Here is a 14046-nt window from a genome sequence, read left to right on the forward strand (position 1 = left end):
ATGTCCGGACCGACGCTGGTGATCGAGCTGGAGCGGCAGCCCTCCCCGACCGTGCTGCGGGACTTCCGCGCGCTGATGGTGGGGCTCTCCTCCCGCTTCGAGGAGAAGCGGCCCGGGTTCTACGACGTCAACGTGGACGCGGAACGGTTGGGCGTCGCCGTGGACGGGCGTGAGGAGGACCGGCCCAAGCCCTACCCGCTGCCCCTCCTCGGCGACGCCCCCGGCGACGAGGGGCTCGCGGGCCTGGTGGGTTTCGATCCGCGGCGTGTGGACGGGCACCGGCCCTTCCTGGTCTACCTCATGGGCGTGGGCGGCGAGGACGAGAGCCTCTTCGAGGCCGAGCACGCGGAGGAGACCGACATCGAGGCCGTACTCGGGTTCAAGCCGACCCATGCCGTCAACGTCAGCGCCTGCTGCAACCGGGAGATCGACCATCTGGCCACCGCCCTGCTGACGGCGACCGTCATGGACGTCATCGGGGGCGTGGCCAAAGCCGAGTTGCCGGACGCCCAGGTGCCGGTCGTCTCCGGTCTCCCCGGGGTGCTGGGGGCCGGGGACGACGACTGGGCGGTGCTCGGATCGGCCGGCTTCCTGCGGGCGTGGGCCGCGCACCCGTCCTTCCGGCTGCTCAAGTAGGCCCACTGGTCGGGGTCCCAGGCCAGGAGTTGGTCGAAGAGGTGCCGGTCGCCCTCGGCCTTGAGGGAGTCCACCGGGACACGGCCGTAGAGAGCCAGGACCAGTTCCCCGGCGGTGCCCCGCAGCGAGGCGTCGGCGGGGGCCGGGGCCGCGTCGTGATCGGGAAGCCGGTCGGCGCGGGCGCCGTCGGCGGAGAGCGTCAGGCGCCAGGAACGGCCCTCGGTGGCCAGGTAGTCGACGGAGGCGGGCCGGTGCGGCCAGGCGCTCGGCGTGGCGCAGCAGGTGGACAGGAACTCGTCGACACCGTCCAACGCCACCTCCTCCGGCAGTGGTTGAGGGGCGCCCGAGGCGATCTGGGCGTCGTAGGTGTGCACCGCGATCTCCTGGAGCTGGTGCCGGGCGACGGCACCGGCGTTCCGCGGTGACTGCGACCCCTCCCACCAGGCCCAGCAGTCGCGGTCCGGGCCGGACTCCCGCAGCGCGTCCAGCAGTTGCCGAGCCGACGCCTCCCACCAGTCCAGCAGGGCCCCGAGTTCCCGAGGGACGGCATCGGCGTCCTGTACGGCGGCGGGGGCCGGGGGAGCGTCGGCGGGCCCCGCGGTCACGATGCCGGCCCACTTGCGGCGCCCCTCGCCCAGATGCCGCACCAGATCGAACAGGGTCCAGCCGGGGCAGGTCGGCACCTGTACGTCGAGACCGGGAGCGGCGGCGACCGCTTCACGGAAGGCGGTCGACCGCTCGTCGATGAGGCGCAGCAGATCGGGGAAGTCCAGTGTCTTTTCCACGCCGGGTGTCTATCAGCGTGCCTCGGTCGTGGCTCAGCGATTTTTGCGGTCGATGCGGCAGGTCGCAGGCGTCGGCCGTCCGTCAAGCGGCTCCCAGGAACCCCGGTGACGGCAGGCCCAGTTGACGGCAGCAGTCCACGCCGAAGCCGAGGATCTCCGCCATCGCGGCCGGTGCCCGGGTCGTCGCCGCCAGGTCCTCCTGGGCCTCCCGGGACCAGAGGTAGGGGTAGACGGTGATGCCCCGGCCGTCCTGGAGGGCAGCCGTCTCCTCCTGCCAGCCGGGCCAGCGCAGCCCCTCGTAGAACTGGGCCCGCCGTTCCGAGACGATCCAGGTCAGCCAGGTCCCGTACCCCATGTCCATGGCCTCCCACTCCAGGGAGTCCGGGGCGAAGTACGTCATCCGGCCGGGCGCGCCGGGCCGCCCGGCGGACGCCGGATCGTGGCCGTTCAGCGCGAAGACACCGCCGAGGACGTCCCGCGCGACCACCAGCGCGTCCGTCGGCCGCCAGTCGAGGTCGACGGTCTCCGGGAACCGGTTCACGTACGCGAGACTCGGCGGATCGCCCTGCGCGCCGGGGGACCGTCCTCCGAAGACCTGGAGCCAGCCCCGGTCCAGGACGAGACCGCCACTGCGGAAGACCATGGCCCCGAGCGCCGATCCGGCACTGACCTGCAACTGGAGCAGGGACTCGCCGTCGCCGCCCGCGATCCCCGGGCGCACCTCCACCTCGCCCGCGGCGCCGCTGAACGCCTCCCGCAGCATCGGCCATGCCGGCACGTCCACCTCGACCAGCTCTTCAAGCGCTCGCATCCGCACATCCTCGCACCGGCCGTCCCGGGGGATCATGGCCGGTACCCGCCTGACCGGCGGGGACACGCCCGCCGATGTGCCGCGTGCTAGTGTCAGCGGTTTGCGGCGTCGCCGTGTCGGTGCCCGTTCGGTGTGTCCGGCCGGTAGCCGCGCACCCGCCGCGCCTTCCTCGGTACGGTCCCTTCGGAGGAAGGTCCTCAGTGAGCGAATCTGCCCCTGCCGGCGCCCAGCAGCCCGACGCCGTGAGCGAATCCGTCCCGCTCGGCGCCCAGCCGGATTCCGTGAGTGAATCCGTCCCGGCCGACACCCAGCCGGAAGACGTGAGTGAATCCGTCCCGGCCGACGCCCGGCCGGACACAAGCCCGGCCCACCCGACGGCGGCCACCTTCGCCGAGCTGGGTCTGCCCGCCGCGATCCTGCGGGTGCTCGACGAGCACGCCGTCACCGTCCCCTTCCCCATCCAGGCCGCCGCGCTGCCGAACGCGCTGGCCGGACGGGACGTCCTGGGCCGGGGCCGCACGGGATCCGGCAAGACCCTCGCCTTCGGACTGGGCATGCTCACGCGGACCGCGGGACGGCGCGCCCCCTCCAGGGAGCCCCTCGCACTCGTCCTGGTGCCCACCCGGGAGCTGGCCCAGCAGGTCGCCGAGGTGCTCACCCCGTACGCGCAGGCGCTGCGGTTGCGGCTCACGACCGTCGTGGGCGGCGTGTCCATCGCCCGGCAGGCGGCCGAGCTGCGTGAGGGCGCCGAGATCGTCGTCGCCACGCCCGGCCGGCTGCACGACCTCATCGAGCGCAAGGGCTGCCGACTCGGCAAGGTGCGCATCGTGGTGCTGGACGAGGCCGACCAGATGTGCGACATGGGGTTCCTGCCGCAGGTCACCGAGATCCTGGACCAGGTGCGCCCCGACGGCCAGCGGATGCTGTTCTCCGCCACCCTCGACCGCGACGTCGACCAGCTCGTGCAGCGCTATCTGCGCGAGCCCGCCGTCCATTCCGTCGACCCCTCCTCCAACGCGGTCTCCGGGATCGCGCACCACATCCTCGTCGTGCACGGCCCCGACCGGTACGCGGTGACCACGGAGATCGCCGCCCGGGACGGCCGCGTCCTGTTCTTCCTCGACACCAAGCACGGCGTCGACCAGCTCACCCGGCATCTGCGCGCCAACGGGGTGCCCGCCGCCGCCCTGCACAGCGGCAAGGCCCAGCCGCAGCGCACCAAGACCCTGGCCCAGTTCAAGAACGGCCAGGTCAGCGCACTGGTCGCGACGAACGTCGCCGCCCGCGGGCTGCACGTCGACGACCTCGACCTCGTCGTGAACGTCGACCCCGCCACCGACCCCAAGGACTACCTCCACCGGGCGGGCCGCACCGCCCGCGCCGGCGGCACCGGAACCGTGGTCACCCTCGTCCTGTCCGGGCAGCGCCGAGAGGCGAGCCAGGTCATGGCGGACGCGGACGTCACCCCGAAGGTCAGCAAGGTGCGCTCCGGAGAGGCCGAGCTGAGCCGGATCACCGGCGCCCGGACCCCCACCGGCCGCCCCCTCGACGCGGAGGCGGCCGCCGCGCGCCCCAAGAACCACAACGCCCCCTTCCGAGGCATGGGCACCACCAAGGACACCCAGGGCGGCTCCGGCGGCAGGCCGTCCCGCAAGAGCAGCGAGGCCCGCAAGCTCGCCGAGGCCCGCAAGGCGGCCCGGGTACGACGCGGCGGCTGAGCACGGCGTCCGTCCCGCGAGTGGATCGCCGGGTGGTGTGAAGCAGTTCACAGGAACTCCGTCGCGGCGGCGGAGAGGTAATCACCGTGAACCAGTCAGAAGACGATCTGCGCAGACGCGTACGCGCCGGTGAGCGCGACGCGTTCGCCGAGCTGTACGAGCAGTGCGCCCCGGCCGTCCATCAGCACGCCCTGTGGCTCACCGGCGACCGGGCGAGCGCCGAGGACGTCATGTCGGAGACGTTCCTCATCGCCTGGCAGGCGCGGGAACGGCTGCACGCCGACGGCGGCTCCCTGCGCCCGTGGCTCCTGGGCATCGCCACGCACCGGGCGGAGAACGCCCGGCGGAGCCGGCGCCGCCGCCTGGCGTTCCTGGCCCGTCCGCACCGGCCTCCCGTGGTGGAGGACTTCGCCGGCCAGGTCGCCGGGCGCATCGACGACGCACGCCGGCTGGAGGCGGTCCAGGACGCCCTGGACCGACTGCGTCGGCCCGAGCGCGAAGTGCTGGCCCTGTGCGTGTGGTCCGGCCTCGACTACCGCCAGGCCGCCCAGGCGCTCGACGTGCCCGTGGGCACCGTACGGTCGCGGCTGTCGCGGGCCCGCACCAAGCTCGCCCGGCTGGCGGACCGGGCACAGGAGAATCCGGAACCGCGCACCCCTCGCGGAGAGATGAACGGTGAGGCCGCCATCGCGGCCCTGCCCCTGCGGGAGGAAACGGCATGACCGACCACGACCGTCGAACGGACGCCTCCGCCGACGCGCGCACCCGGGCCGACATCGCCGAACTCGCCCGGCTGCTGCCGCCCCCGGCCCGCCAGGCACTCCCGCACGAGCAGCACCTTCTCCACAAGGAAAAGCTCATGCGACAAATAGACCGGGACACGGACCGACAGGCAGCTCGGCAGACGGCCCGCCTCGCGGACCGTGACCAGGCCGCCGTCACCCGCCCCCGCCCCGCCCGGCGGCTGCCCCGCCCCGCCCTGCTCCTGCCGGTGACCGCCCTCGCGCTCGCCGGACTGATCACCGCGGGCGTCACGCTCACGCCCGACGACCACACCCCGCCCACCGCCACCTCGCCCTGGACCGCCCAGCCGGCCGCGGCACTCCTCGACCAGATCTCCGTCGCCGCCGGCAAGGGAGACACCCTCACGGTCCGTGCCGACCAGTTCGCCTACACCCGGGCCAAGGTCCGGGGCGCGGACCTGACGAGCGGCAAGGCCGTCGTCGGTCCGCTGGTGGAGTCCGAGACGTGGCTCGCACAGGAGCCCGGGCCGCTCCGCAAGCTCGGGCTCCGCGCGGAGAACGGCGAGACGTTCGCCCTCAACGCCGAACTCGGGGACACCGACGGCACGCCCGCCGGCTTCGGCCGCCCCACCTACCAGTGGCTTTCCTCCCTGCCCAGCGACCCCGACGACCTGCTCACCTACCTCTACGCCGAGACCCCCGCCGTCGACGGACAGGAACGCGACCAGGCGGTCTTCGACCGGATCGGCGGCCTGCTGGGCGAGCTGATGCCGCCGAGGACGGCCGCCGCGCTCTACCGGGCCGCCGCGCGCATCCCCGGCGTCACCGAGGCGCCCGCGGCCCGGGACGCCGTCGGCCGCCACGGCGTCGGCATCGCCCGCGACGACACCACCTTCCACACCCGCACCGAGTGGGTCTTCGACCGCGACGACCTGACGTTCCTGGGCGCGCGCAGCTACCTCACCCAGGACACCTCGTACGGGAGGAAGGGCACCCTGATGTCGGGCACCGCGATCCTGGCGCACGCGGTCGTCGACAAGGCGGGCCTGCACCCCACGACGACCCGCGAGAGCTGAACCGGCCCGGGCCGGGCGGGACTCCCGCCCGGCCCGTACGCCGGGCAGGACGCACCGGGCGACGGTGGCACGGGCCGCCGGTTCGCACACCATCCGCATCTTTTATGATCTTTGTTCTGTGTTGTACGGAGTTCCCGCGGGGACCGAGATCGAGGATGTGTGGGGCACGGTGACGCACGCGGCATTCGGTGCGCTGCTGCGGGAGCTGCGGCTGGCCAGGTCACTGACGATCGAAGGGCTGTCGGAGTCCTCGGGCATCAGCGTGCGGGGCATCGGCGACCTGGAACGCGACCGCAGGGCCGCGCCGCAGCGACGCACGGTCGCCGCCCTCGCGGACGGGCTGGCCCTGGAGGAACCGGAACGCGGGCGGCTGCTGGCCGCGGCACGCTCGGGCCGCGACTCGGCGTACCGGCCGGTGGGCGTGCGTGCCTTCCCGCGGGGCGTCGACGACTTCACGGGCCGGGACGGGGAACTGGCCGTGCTCGGCGAATGGGCGCGGCAGGCGCGCACCGGGCCGGTCGTGGTGGCCGTGTCCGGGACACCCGGCGCGGGCAAGACGACCCTCGCCCTGCACTCCGCACGGCAGGTGGCCGACGGCTTCCCCGACGGACAGCTGATGATCGACCTCCAGGGCACGCACGACTCCCCGCCCGACCCCGCCGAACTGCTCGTCACCGTCCTCAAGGCACTGGGCACGCCGGACCGTGAACTGTCCAAGGCCGGACCGCGGGGACACGCGGCCCTCTACCGGCAGGTGCTGGCCGACCGGCGGCTCCTGCTCGTCCTCGACAACGTCCGCGACGAGGCACAGGTACGCCCCCTGCTGCCCGGCGCCGGCGCGGTCCTGACCGTGGTGACCAGCCGGCGCATGCTGACCGGACTGGACGGCGTGCACCGGCTGTGGGTGGGACAGCTCGGCCCGAAGGACGCCGGCGCGATGCTGGCCTCCATCGTCGGACCCGAGCGCGCCGCGGCGGAACCGGCCGCACTGGCGGACGTCGCCGAACGGTGCGGCTACCTGCCGCTCGCCCTGCGCGTCGCCGGGAACTGGCTTGCCACCCGCACCGGTTGGACCGTGCGGAGACTCGCGGAGCGGCTCGCGCTGGAGGACCGGCGCCTGGACGCGCTGTCCGCGGGCGACGTACGGGTCGCCGCCGCCTTCGACCTGTCGTACCGGCAGCTCACCCCGGGGGCGGCGCGCATGTTCCGGCTGCTCACCCTCATACCCGGACCGGACACCAGCGCCGCGTGCGCGGCCAGGCTCACCGGACAGGACCTGTTCGACGCCGAGGACACCCTGGAGGAACTCGTCGAGGCGGGGCTGCTCGGCGCGGACGGCAGCCGCTACCGGCTGCACGATCTGCTGCACCTCTACGCCCGCGCCCGGCTGGGCGCGCACGAGCCGCCGGCCGACACGGAGCGTGCACGCCGGGAGCTGTACCGGTGGCTGCTGGAGACCACGGTGGTGGCCGGCCGCTGGTACGAACCCGACCACGGCGCCCCGCCGGCCTCCTGGCAGGGCACCGTGGACATGTCCAGCGCGGAACGGGCCCGCGAATGGCTTCAGGCCGAAGGGGTCAACTGGCTCACCGCGCTGCGCGCCGCCTCGGCCGACGGCGACCACACCACGGTCGTGGAGGTCGCCGAAGCCCTCCACTGGTTCTCCGACCAGTGGATCTTCTGGGGCCACTGGGCCGAGGTGTTCGGCCTGGCCGTACGGGCCGCGGAGGCCCTCGGCGACCCGCTGCTGGAGGCGACCCAGCTGAACTACCTCGCCTGGGCGACCCTGTTGTGCGAGGCGCGGCCCCGGGACAGCCTGGCCGTCTCCGCCCGTGCCCTCGCCGCGGCCGAACGGGCGGGCGACCTGACCCAGCAGGCGTGGTCCCACCAGTACCGCAGCTGGGCGTACCGGCTGCTGGACGAACTGGACGAGGCGTTCGCCCACGTCGACGAGGCGACGGACCTGTTCGTACGTGCCGACGACATCCACGGCCTGCTCCAGTCCAGGTTCAACCGTGCGCTGATGCTCGAGTCGGCGGGGCGCGCCGAGGAGGCGCTCGACGCGTACCGGTCGACCCTGTCCGCCCTCGACGACAACGCGGACCGTGTCGAGCGGTACGTCGCGGAGACGACCCGGCTCGGAGCGCACGGCGGCATCGGTGGCGCGCTGGGCCGCCTGGAGCGCTGGGACGAGTCGGTGACCCACCGCCGAAGAGCGCTGGACCTCAGCCGGGCGATGGGCAACATCGCCGTGGAGAGCAGGCAGCTGACCCTCCTCGCCGACGCGCTGCTGGCCGCGGGCCGGCCCGACGAAGCACGCGACCACCTTGTGGCCTGCGTGCGCCTGGGGCCGGACGCCGACCCGCAGCGGGTGACCCTGGCGCGGGAGCGGCTGGCGCGGCTGAACGCCGTCGACGACGGCCCCGAACGCTGACGCCGTCGTCCGGAGTCGCCGTCGTCCGGAGCCGTCCTCGTCCGGAGTCGTCGTCCGGAAGTCCGCGCAGGCAGTGCGACTTTCTGCCTCCTTTCTGCCTGGAGATGCCTGTGACCTGCTGATTTGCTGGTCACAGCGGGGAGGGACGGCCCGATCCGAGTGCGCCCCGGGCCGTGCCTCTCCGCCACGTACAGCAGGGGGAGAGGACAACGCGCATGGGCCAGGCCTCGCCGACCGGAACGATCTCGTTCCACGGGCGGACGCGCACCACCCAGGTGGGGTACGTGCGCATCCTCGACGTCGAGGCGGACGCCCAGCGCGTCCGAGGCACTGCGACCCACCGCGCCGAATCCCCTGTGTCCTTCGTCGCCTTCGCCCTGGTGGAGCGCGGCACCGCGACCCTCGCCCAGAACGGCCGGAAGGTCTCCGCCGGAGCGGAAGACCTCCTCGCGTGGGACACCAACGTGCCGTACACCCTCTCCTTCGACGAGCCGTTCTCCCTGCGTGTCGTCCGCCTGCCGCGCCCCGCCCTGCTGGTTCCCGACGCCGTGCTGCGGGCCTCGACGGGCACCGTCGTCACCACGTCGCAGGCGCTCGCGTCCGCCCTGCGGAGCCTGCTCGCCGCGCTGGTCGCGGCCGGCGAACCACGCTCCACGGCGGTCGCGGACCTGTCCGCCGAGAGCCTGATGAACCTGCTCTGCGTGGTCCTCTCCGAGGCCGGGCAGCCGGTCGAGGCCGGCCGTACGGGGGCCGGTTCGGAACGGCACGACCTCCTCGGACGGATCCGCACCCACATCGACGAGCACCTCGCCGACCCCGGCCTGGGACCCGGCACCGTGGCGAAGGCGCACCACATCTCGGTGCGCTATCTGCACCGCCTCTTCGAGGGCGAGGGCATCACGGTGACGCGGTTCATCCAGCGGCGCCGCCTGGACCAGTGCGCCCGGGAACTGGCCCGCCGGAGCGATTCACCCCCGACGGTGTCGTCCATCGCGCATCGGTGGGGGTTCGCCAGCGCGGCCCACTTCAGCCGTACGTTCCGCGCCCTGCACGGTCACTCGCCCATGGCGTGGCGTGCCCTGCGGGCGGTGGCGGATCAGGACGTCCTGCGCGCGCTGCCCCGGGCGTAGAGCGCCGACACCTGGCCTTAGAACTCCAACGCATCGGCCGTAGAGCCTCGATACCCCAGCCGTGGAACCCCGTTGCCCGCCGTCGCGCCCCGATGAGATGATCCGGTCGATGCGCACGACGGAGTCGGCAGAAGCCCGTATCGACGATGAGAGCAACGTCCTGGTCGTACCTTCGGCGTTGCGGGACACCGACTTGGTCAGGGACTTCTTCGGAGTCACGATCACGCCGGACGACCTCGCCTCCGGGCGGCCCGATCTGGCCAGGAAGACCGTGTACCTGTGCGGGGACGTCTCCGGGACGGATCCCGGCCGACTGCGGGCGGCTGAACGGGTCTACGTCGTACGGGAGTTGTCGCGCGGGTACGGTGAGGACGCCGACTCCTGGCCCTTGGTCGACCTCGGCCGGGTTCCCGTACGTGTCCACGGTGTCGGCGTGTACTACCCCCGCTTCTTCGCACCGGACGCCGATCATTTCCGCCGCATCGGCGCGGAGCACGCGTTCCAGTCCCTGACGGAGTCGACCAAACCCGGAACGGCCCACCGCAGCGGAATCTATCTGACCCCCGTCACCCGGAGCGGCGACGAACTGCGTTTCCGCCTGCTCAGGTGCTCCACGAACCTCTCGGGACCGACCGAGAACTTCCGGCCGACCGACACCGAAATCGTCGACGACCTGAACCGCGAGGCGGCCTCGGTCTTCGCCGACCACGCACCCCTGAACCACGTCCTGGCGCAGATCTACCACAACACCGCCGCCACGACCGGGCGCAAGCAGTCCAAGGCCAGGATCTCGGCCCACGCCGACAAGACCAAGGACATGCCGGTCAACGGCATCATGGCCTTCTGCACGTTCTACGACGGCCTCGACACACTCCGGCCCCTGGCGGAGGACCCCTTCGACCACGGTGTGAAGGGTGTCAGCGGGCTGACCCGACTCCGCTTCCGCCTCAAGGACCCGACGCAGGTACGGGACGGAGTGCCCGCCCAGTTCACGCTGACCCTGCACCCCGGCTCGGTGTTCTTCGTGCCCCTGTCCACCAACCGCCTGTACACGCATGAGATCCGGCCCTCGGGGCTGGACGCCGAACTGCTGCCCACCCGCCTGGGATACGTGGTCCGCTGCTCCGACACCGAGGCGGTGCACAAGAACGGCCACACCTACCTGGATGCGGGCGGAGACCTGGTGGAGCTGGGGCAACCCACGCCCGAGGGTATGGACGAACTGCGCGGGCTGTACGCCGAGGAGAACAGGACGTCGGCCTTCGTCGACTACGCCGGCAGGTTCCGCTTCAGCATGAACTCGGGGGACTACCTTGCACCGCGCATCTAGGGTCCCGGACGAGATCATCTCCTGCGCGTTGCCGGTCGAGGAGGACATCTTCGCCGAGTTGGAGGCGTCGGCCCATCTGGAGAACGTGGGCAAGGGACGGCGAGGCGCCGTACTCGCCAGGATCGACGAGGCCGGCGGGGTGCCTCTCGTGCGGACCACGACTCAATACGCCGGCCCGGCGCAGCGTTTCAGGGCGGTGCACGAACGGCTGGCCCAACAGATCCGTGACTGTGCGGAGTTGCCCGTCGACTTCAACAACGCGCTCTTCGAGAGCTACACCAACGCCTACACGACCATGGGTGGCCATTCCGACCAGGCCCTCGACCTGGCGGACGATTCGTTCATCGCCGTGTTCTCCTGCTACCGGCATCCCGAGGTCGGCCCGCCCAGAAAGCTGGTCTTCGAGGAGAAGGGTTCCGGTGGCGAGGGGTTCGAGATTCCGTTGGCCCACAACGGCGTTGTCGCGTTCTCGGTCGACACGAACCGACGACTCAGGCACCGGATCGTCCTCGACGCGCCTGCCCGTACGCCGGACAACGAATGGCTGGGGCTGACCTTCCGCACCTCGAAGACCCTCGTCCGGTATCACGACGGAGTCGCCCAACTCCCGCAAGGGGAGCGTCTCGTGTCCGCCGACGAGGATCAACGGCGTGAGTTCTACGGACTGCGGCGCCGGGAGAACCGGGAGACGGACTTCGTCTACCCCCTGCTCGCCTACACGGTCAGCGAGAGCGATCTGCTGCCGCCCGTGTGAACTCGCCCGCGGATCAGCCCCGTTGCCGTGTGGAGGCGGCCACGGCGACGTGGACGGCGCGGGCGAGGCGGGCGCCCCACACGGAGCGGGGTCCGGCGAAGGCGTGCACCTCATCCCCGGCGCCGGGGGCACGGGTGGCGATGCAGACGGCGTCCGTGGGGGTGCCGGAGCAGTCGTACCCCGTCTCCAGCAGCGCCTGCACCTTCGCCTCCGTCGCGGTGGCCACGGCGTTGACCAGGGCGGCGTCGGTCAGGGCCACCGGGAGTACCGCCACGATGTTGATGGTGCCCGCCTTGAGGGCCGTGGCCGTTCCCTCGGCCGGGGAAGCGGCCCAGCCGCGCACCCCGAGCCCGGCGGTGGCCACGACGCTCACGCCGCCGTCGACGGCGTTGCCATGGCGGCACACGTCGGCCGCGGTCATCAGCCCCACCCCCGGGGCGTGGGCGCCGGCGGCGCGCGCCAGGTCCGCCAGGTGACGGTCGGGGTCCGTGCGGAGGTAGCCGTGGGACACCTGGGCGTTGAGGATCCAGGCGCGTTCCCCGATGCCGCCGCCCAGGACGGCGTTGCTGATCGTCCGCCAGCCGTCGCCCAGCCGCCAGAGCAGGCTGCTCAGGCGCTCGCCGTCCTCGATGCGGCCGTGGTATTCGAGGGGAGGCGGGTCCGTGGGCTGGTGGATCGACGGATCGAGGGCGGTCACCGGACTGACTCCTGCGGTTGGCCGGGCGAGGACCCGAGTGATGCTACGTCGCCCCGCGCCGGCCCTTCCGGCCAGGTCCGGGGCCGTGGACTAGCCGACGGAGCCGGGCCGAGGCTTCAGGGCCAGTGCCGTCAGCGCCGCCGTCGTCATCGCGGTGGTCGCCGTGGGCAGGGCGAGGGGCAGGTGCGGGGCGAACTCCGGTGAGTGGTTGGGCGGCAGGGCCGCCAGGCGTTCGGCCACGGTCGCCCCGTCCGTCGCCGCCCATTGGCGCGGTCCGACGACACCGACCATCCAGTAGCCGAGCGCGATGCCCTCGCAGCCGTGGATCTCCCGCCCTGCGTCCCCGTACAGGGCGAAGTCCTCCGTCGCCATCGACGGCGCCCACGGCATGAGCCGCTCGTCGCCCAGCGCCTCCCGGTGCGCCTCACGGACCGCGCCGGTCAGGGCGGGGTCCGGCAGGGTGACCGGTGAGCGCGAGACGACGGCGAGGTCGGGGTCCGCGGGGCAGCCGGAGGCGGCCGACTCGGCCCGTACGATCCGCTCCACGGCGGCCACCAGCCGGTCCAGCGAGGTCGGAGTCAGCGCCCGCACGGTGACGCCCAGCGTCGCGCTGTCGGGCACGACGTTGCTCCGGGTGCCCGCGTGGAGCTTGCCCACGGTGACGGTGGCCTGTTCCGCGGGCGCGCACTCCCGGGCCACGATCTGCTGGAGGCGCAGGACGACCGCGGCGGCGGCGACCACGGGATCCACGCTCAGATGCGGCGCCCCGGCATGCCCGCCCCTGCCGTGCAGGGTGACGTCGAGGCTCGCGCTGCCCGCCAGGACCGGCTGGCCGTAGCCGTGCGCCACCATGCCGCCGAGCAGGGGCGCGGTGTGCTGCGCGAGGACGGTGTCGGGGCGCCCGAAGCGGGAGTACAGGCCGTCGGCGAGCATGGCGCGCGCACCGGTCAGGGTCTCCTCGGCGGGCTGGCCGACCACGACCACGGTGCCGCGCCACTCCTGTCGGGAGCGCGCGAGCAGGGTGGCGGCGCCCAGGAGCGCGGCCGTGTGCAGGTCGTGGCCGCACGCGTGCATGTGGGGCCCCTGCGCGGCGTACGGCAGGCCGGTGCGTTCACGCAGGGGCAGCGCGTCGAGTTCGGTGCGCAGCCAGACGCGCGGGCCGGGGCCGTTGGCGAGGACGCCGACCACTCCGTGCCCTCCGACGCCGCGCGTGGTGTCGTAGCCCTCCGCCTCCAGCGCGTCGGCGAGGCACGCCGCCGTGCGGGCCTCCTCGCCGGACGGCTCGGGGTGCCGGTGCAGGTCCATGGCGAAGACGGTGAGCGGGCGCAGCAGCGCGTCGAGGCGCGACAGCACGGGGGCGTGCCCGCCGGAGGGGAGGTGCACCGCGGAAGTCATCGTCCCATGGTCCGCCGGTCCGGCGGACGCGGGCCGTCAGGTCGCTGGCACATCGCCCGCACCTCACTGTCATGTCGATGGCGCCGCCGCGAACGCATGCGCGCCGTGCGTGCGTTCCGCTGTCATTCCCCCTTCGTCCGGTGCCAGCGCGCGGCACGCGATGCGTCAGTGGCGCCCGGTCCAATGAAGAGGTCAACACCCCGGGATCCGCCCGGAGGTGTACATACGTCAGGAGTTCCCCATGGCTGACAAGTCCTCCCTCGCCGCCCTCGCCGACGAGATCCTGGAGCTGGAGTCGGAGACCTTCGAGATCTCGGACTACTCGGACGCCAGCGAAGTGGTGCTCGCCGGCTCCACGAGCTGCTCCTCCACCTCGACCTGCTCCTCCACCACCAGCACCACCTCCTGCAGCGCCTGATCCACGGGCCCCAGCGGCTCGGCGTCCGGCCTGAGCGGACGCCGAACGGCCCGGCCCCCCCCCCCCCCCAACCCCGGGGGGGGGGGCGCGGCCCGCCCGGCCCACAGGGGGAGCGGGTA

Annotated in this window: 12 protein-coding genes and 1 pseudogene; 9 read left to right on the plus strand and 4 right to left on the minus strand. The window is 72.9% G+C overall.

Annotated elements, in window-relative coordinates; genetic code table 11:
• Positions 1 to 636, plus strand: coding sequence for a DUF6368 family protein (locus ABT296_RS34700; protein WP_351933448.1), 636 nt, complete (start codon positions 1 to 3; stop codon positions 634 to 636).
• A gap of 5 nt (positions 637 to 641) precedes the next feature.
• Here ABT296_RS34700 and ABT296_RS34705 read toward each other — a convergent pair.
• Both ABT296_RS34705 and ABT296_RS34710 read right to left on the minus strand, forming a co-directional pair.
• A pseudogene (locus tag ABT296_RS34705) lies at positions 642 to 1421 on the minus strand (maleylpyruvate isomerase family mycothiol-dependent enzyme); the annotation flags it as partial.
• 82 nt (positions 1422 to 1503) lie between these two features.
• Positions 1504 to 2232 (minus strand): DUF2625 family protein, encoded by a 729-nt coding sequence (locus ABT296_RS34710; RefSeq protein ID WP_351933450.1) that lies wholly within the window; start codon positions 2230 to 2232, stop codon positions 1504 to 1506.
• 320 nt (positions 2233 to 2552) lie between these two features.
• Between ABT296_RS34710 and ABT296_RS34715 the strand changes: the two genes are divergently transcribed.
• From ABT296_RS34715 to ABT296_RS34745, 7 genes are all read left to right on the plus strand, one after another.
• Positions 2553 to 3950, plus strand: coding sequence for a DEAD/DEAH box helicase (locus ABT296_RS34715; protein WP_502977399.1), 1398 nt, complete (start codon positions 2553 to 2555; stop codon positions 3948 to 3950).
• Between the two features lie 107 nt (positions 3951 to 4057).
• Positions 4058 to 4672 carry an RNA polymerase sigma factor gene (locus ABT296_RS34720; protein WP_351933470.1) on the plus strand — a complete coding sequence of 205 codons (615 nt, stop codon included), beginning with the start codon at positions 4058 to 4060 and terminating at the stop codon, positions 4670 to 4672.
• Complete coding sequence (locus ABT296_RS34725) at positions 4669 to 5769, plus strand: CU044_5270 family protein (RefSeq protein ID WP_351933452.1); 1101 nt, start codon at positions 4669 to 4671, stop codon at positions 5767 to 5769. Before ABT296_RS34720 ends, ABT296_RS34725 begins: the two co-directional genes overlap by 4 nt.
• A gap of 169 nt (positions 5770 to 5938) precedes the next feature.
• Entirely contained in the window at positions 5939 to 8203 is a 2265-nt protein-coding gene (locus ABT296_RS34730; RefSeq protein WP_351933454.1) for an ATP-binding protein, read from the plus strand.
• 215 nt (positions 8204 to 8418) lie between these two features.
• Entirely contained in the window at positions 8419 to 9333 is a 915-nt protein-coding gene (locus ABT296_RS34735) for a helix-turn-helix domain-containing protein (protein WP_351933456.1), read from the plus strand.
• Positions 9334 to 9442: 109 nt separating this feature from the next.
• Complete coding sequence (locus ABT296_RS34740) at positions 9443 to 10663, plus strand: hypothetical protein (RefSeq protein ID WP_351933458.1); 1221 nt, start codon at positions 9443 to 9445, stop codon at positions 10661 to 10663.
• Positions 10647 to 11417: a hypothetical protein gene (locus ABT296_RS34745; protein ID WP_351933460.1), complete on the plus strand. Its 771-nt coding sequence runs from the start codon at positions 10647 to 10649 to the stop codon at positions 11415 to 11417. Before ABT296_RS34740 ends, ABT296_RS34745 begins: the two co-directional genes overlap by 17 nt.
• A 13-nt stretch (positions 11418 to 11430) precedes the next feature.
• Here ABT296_RS34745 and ABT296_RS34750 read toward each other — a convergent pair whose 3' ends face one another.
• Together ABT296_RS34750 and ABT296_RS34755 are read right to left on the minus strand one after the other, a co-directional pair.
• Positions 11431 to 12114, minus strand: a complete 684-nt coding sequence (locus tag ABT296_RS34750) for an adenosylcobinamide amidohydrolase (RefSeq protein ID WP_502977397.1) — start codon at positions 12112 to 12114, stop codon at positions 11431 to 11433.
• 90 nt (positions 12115 to 12204) lie between these two features.
• Positions 12205 to 13509 (minus strand): amidohydrolase, encoded by a 1305-nt coding sequence (locus ABT296_RS34755; RefSeq protein ID WP_502977398.1) that lies wholly within the window; start codon positions 13507 to 13509, stop codon positions 12205 to 12207.
• Positions 13510 to 13750: 241 nt separating this feature from the next.
• Here ABT296_RS34755 and ABT296_RS34760 point away from each other — a divergent pair, with 241 nt between their 5' ends.
• Positions 13751 to 13927 carry a thiazolylpeptide-type bacteriocin gene (locus ABT296_RS34760; protein WP_351933462.1) on the plus strand — a complete coding sequence of 59 codons (177 nt, stop codon included), beginning with the start codon at positions 13751 to 13753 and terminating at the stop codon, positions 13925 to 13927.
• The last annotated feature ends 119 nt before the right edge of the window (positions 13928 to 14046 follow it).

The sequence above is a fragment of the Streptomyces sp. NPDC000983 genome (genome assembly GCF_040299205.1).
Taxonomy (GTDB): Bacteria; Actinomycetota; Actinomycetes; order Streptomycetales; family Streptomycetaceae; genus Streptomyces.

Excerpts from the sequence above, each read along its gene's own strand:
- ABT296_RS34740 (WP_351933458.1), top strand. The coding sequence starts at position 9,443 with ATGCGCACGACGGAGTCGGCAGAAGCCCGTATCGACGATGAGAGCAAC.
- ABT296_RS34735 (WP_351933456.1), top strand. The coding sequence starts at position 8,419 with ATGGGCCAGGCCTCGCCGACCGGAACGATCTCGTTCCACGGGCGGACG.
- ABT296_RS34760 (WP_351933462.1), top strand. The coding sequence starts at position 13,751 with ATGGCTGACAAGTCCTCCCTCGCCGCCCTCGCCGACGAGATCCTGGAG.
- ABT296_RS34725 (WP_351933452.1), top strand. The coding sequence starts at position 4,669 with ATGACCGACCACGACCGTCGAACGGACGCCTCCGCCGACGCGCGCACC.
- ABT296_RS34700 (WP_351933448.1), top strand. The coding sequence starts at position 1 with ATGTCCGGACCGACGCTGGTGATCGAGCTGGAGCGGCAGCCCTCCCCG.
- ABT296_RS34710 (WP_351933450.1), bottom strand. The coding sequence starts at position 2,232 with ATGCGAGCGCTTGAAGAGCTGGTCGAGGTGGACGTGCCGGCATGGCCG.
- ABT296_RS34755 (WP_502977398.1), bottom strand. The coding sequence starts at position 13,509 with ATGACTTCCGCGGTGCACCTCCCCTCCGGCGGGCACGCCCCCGTGCTG.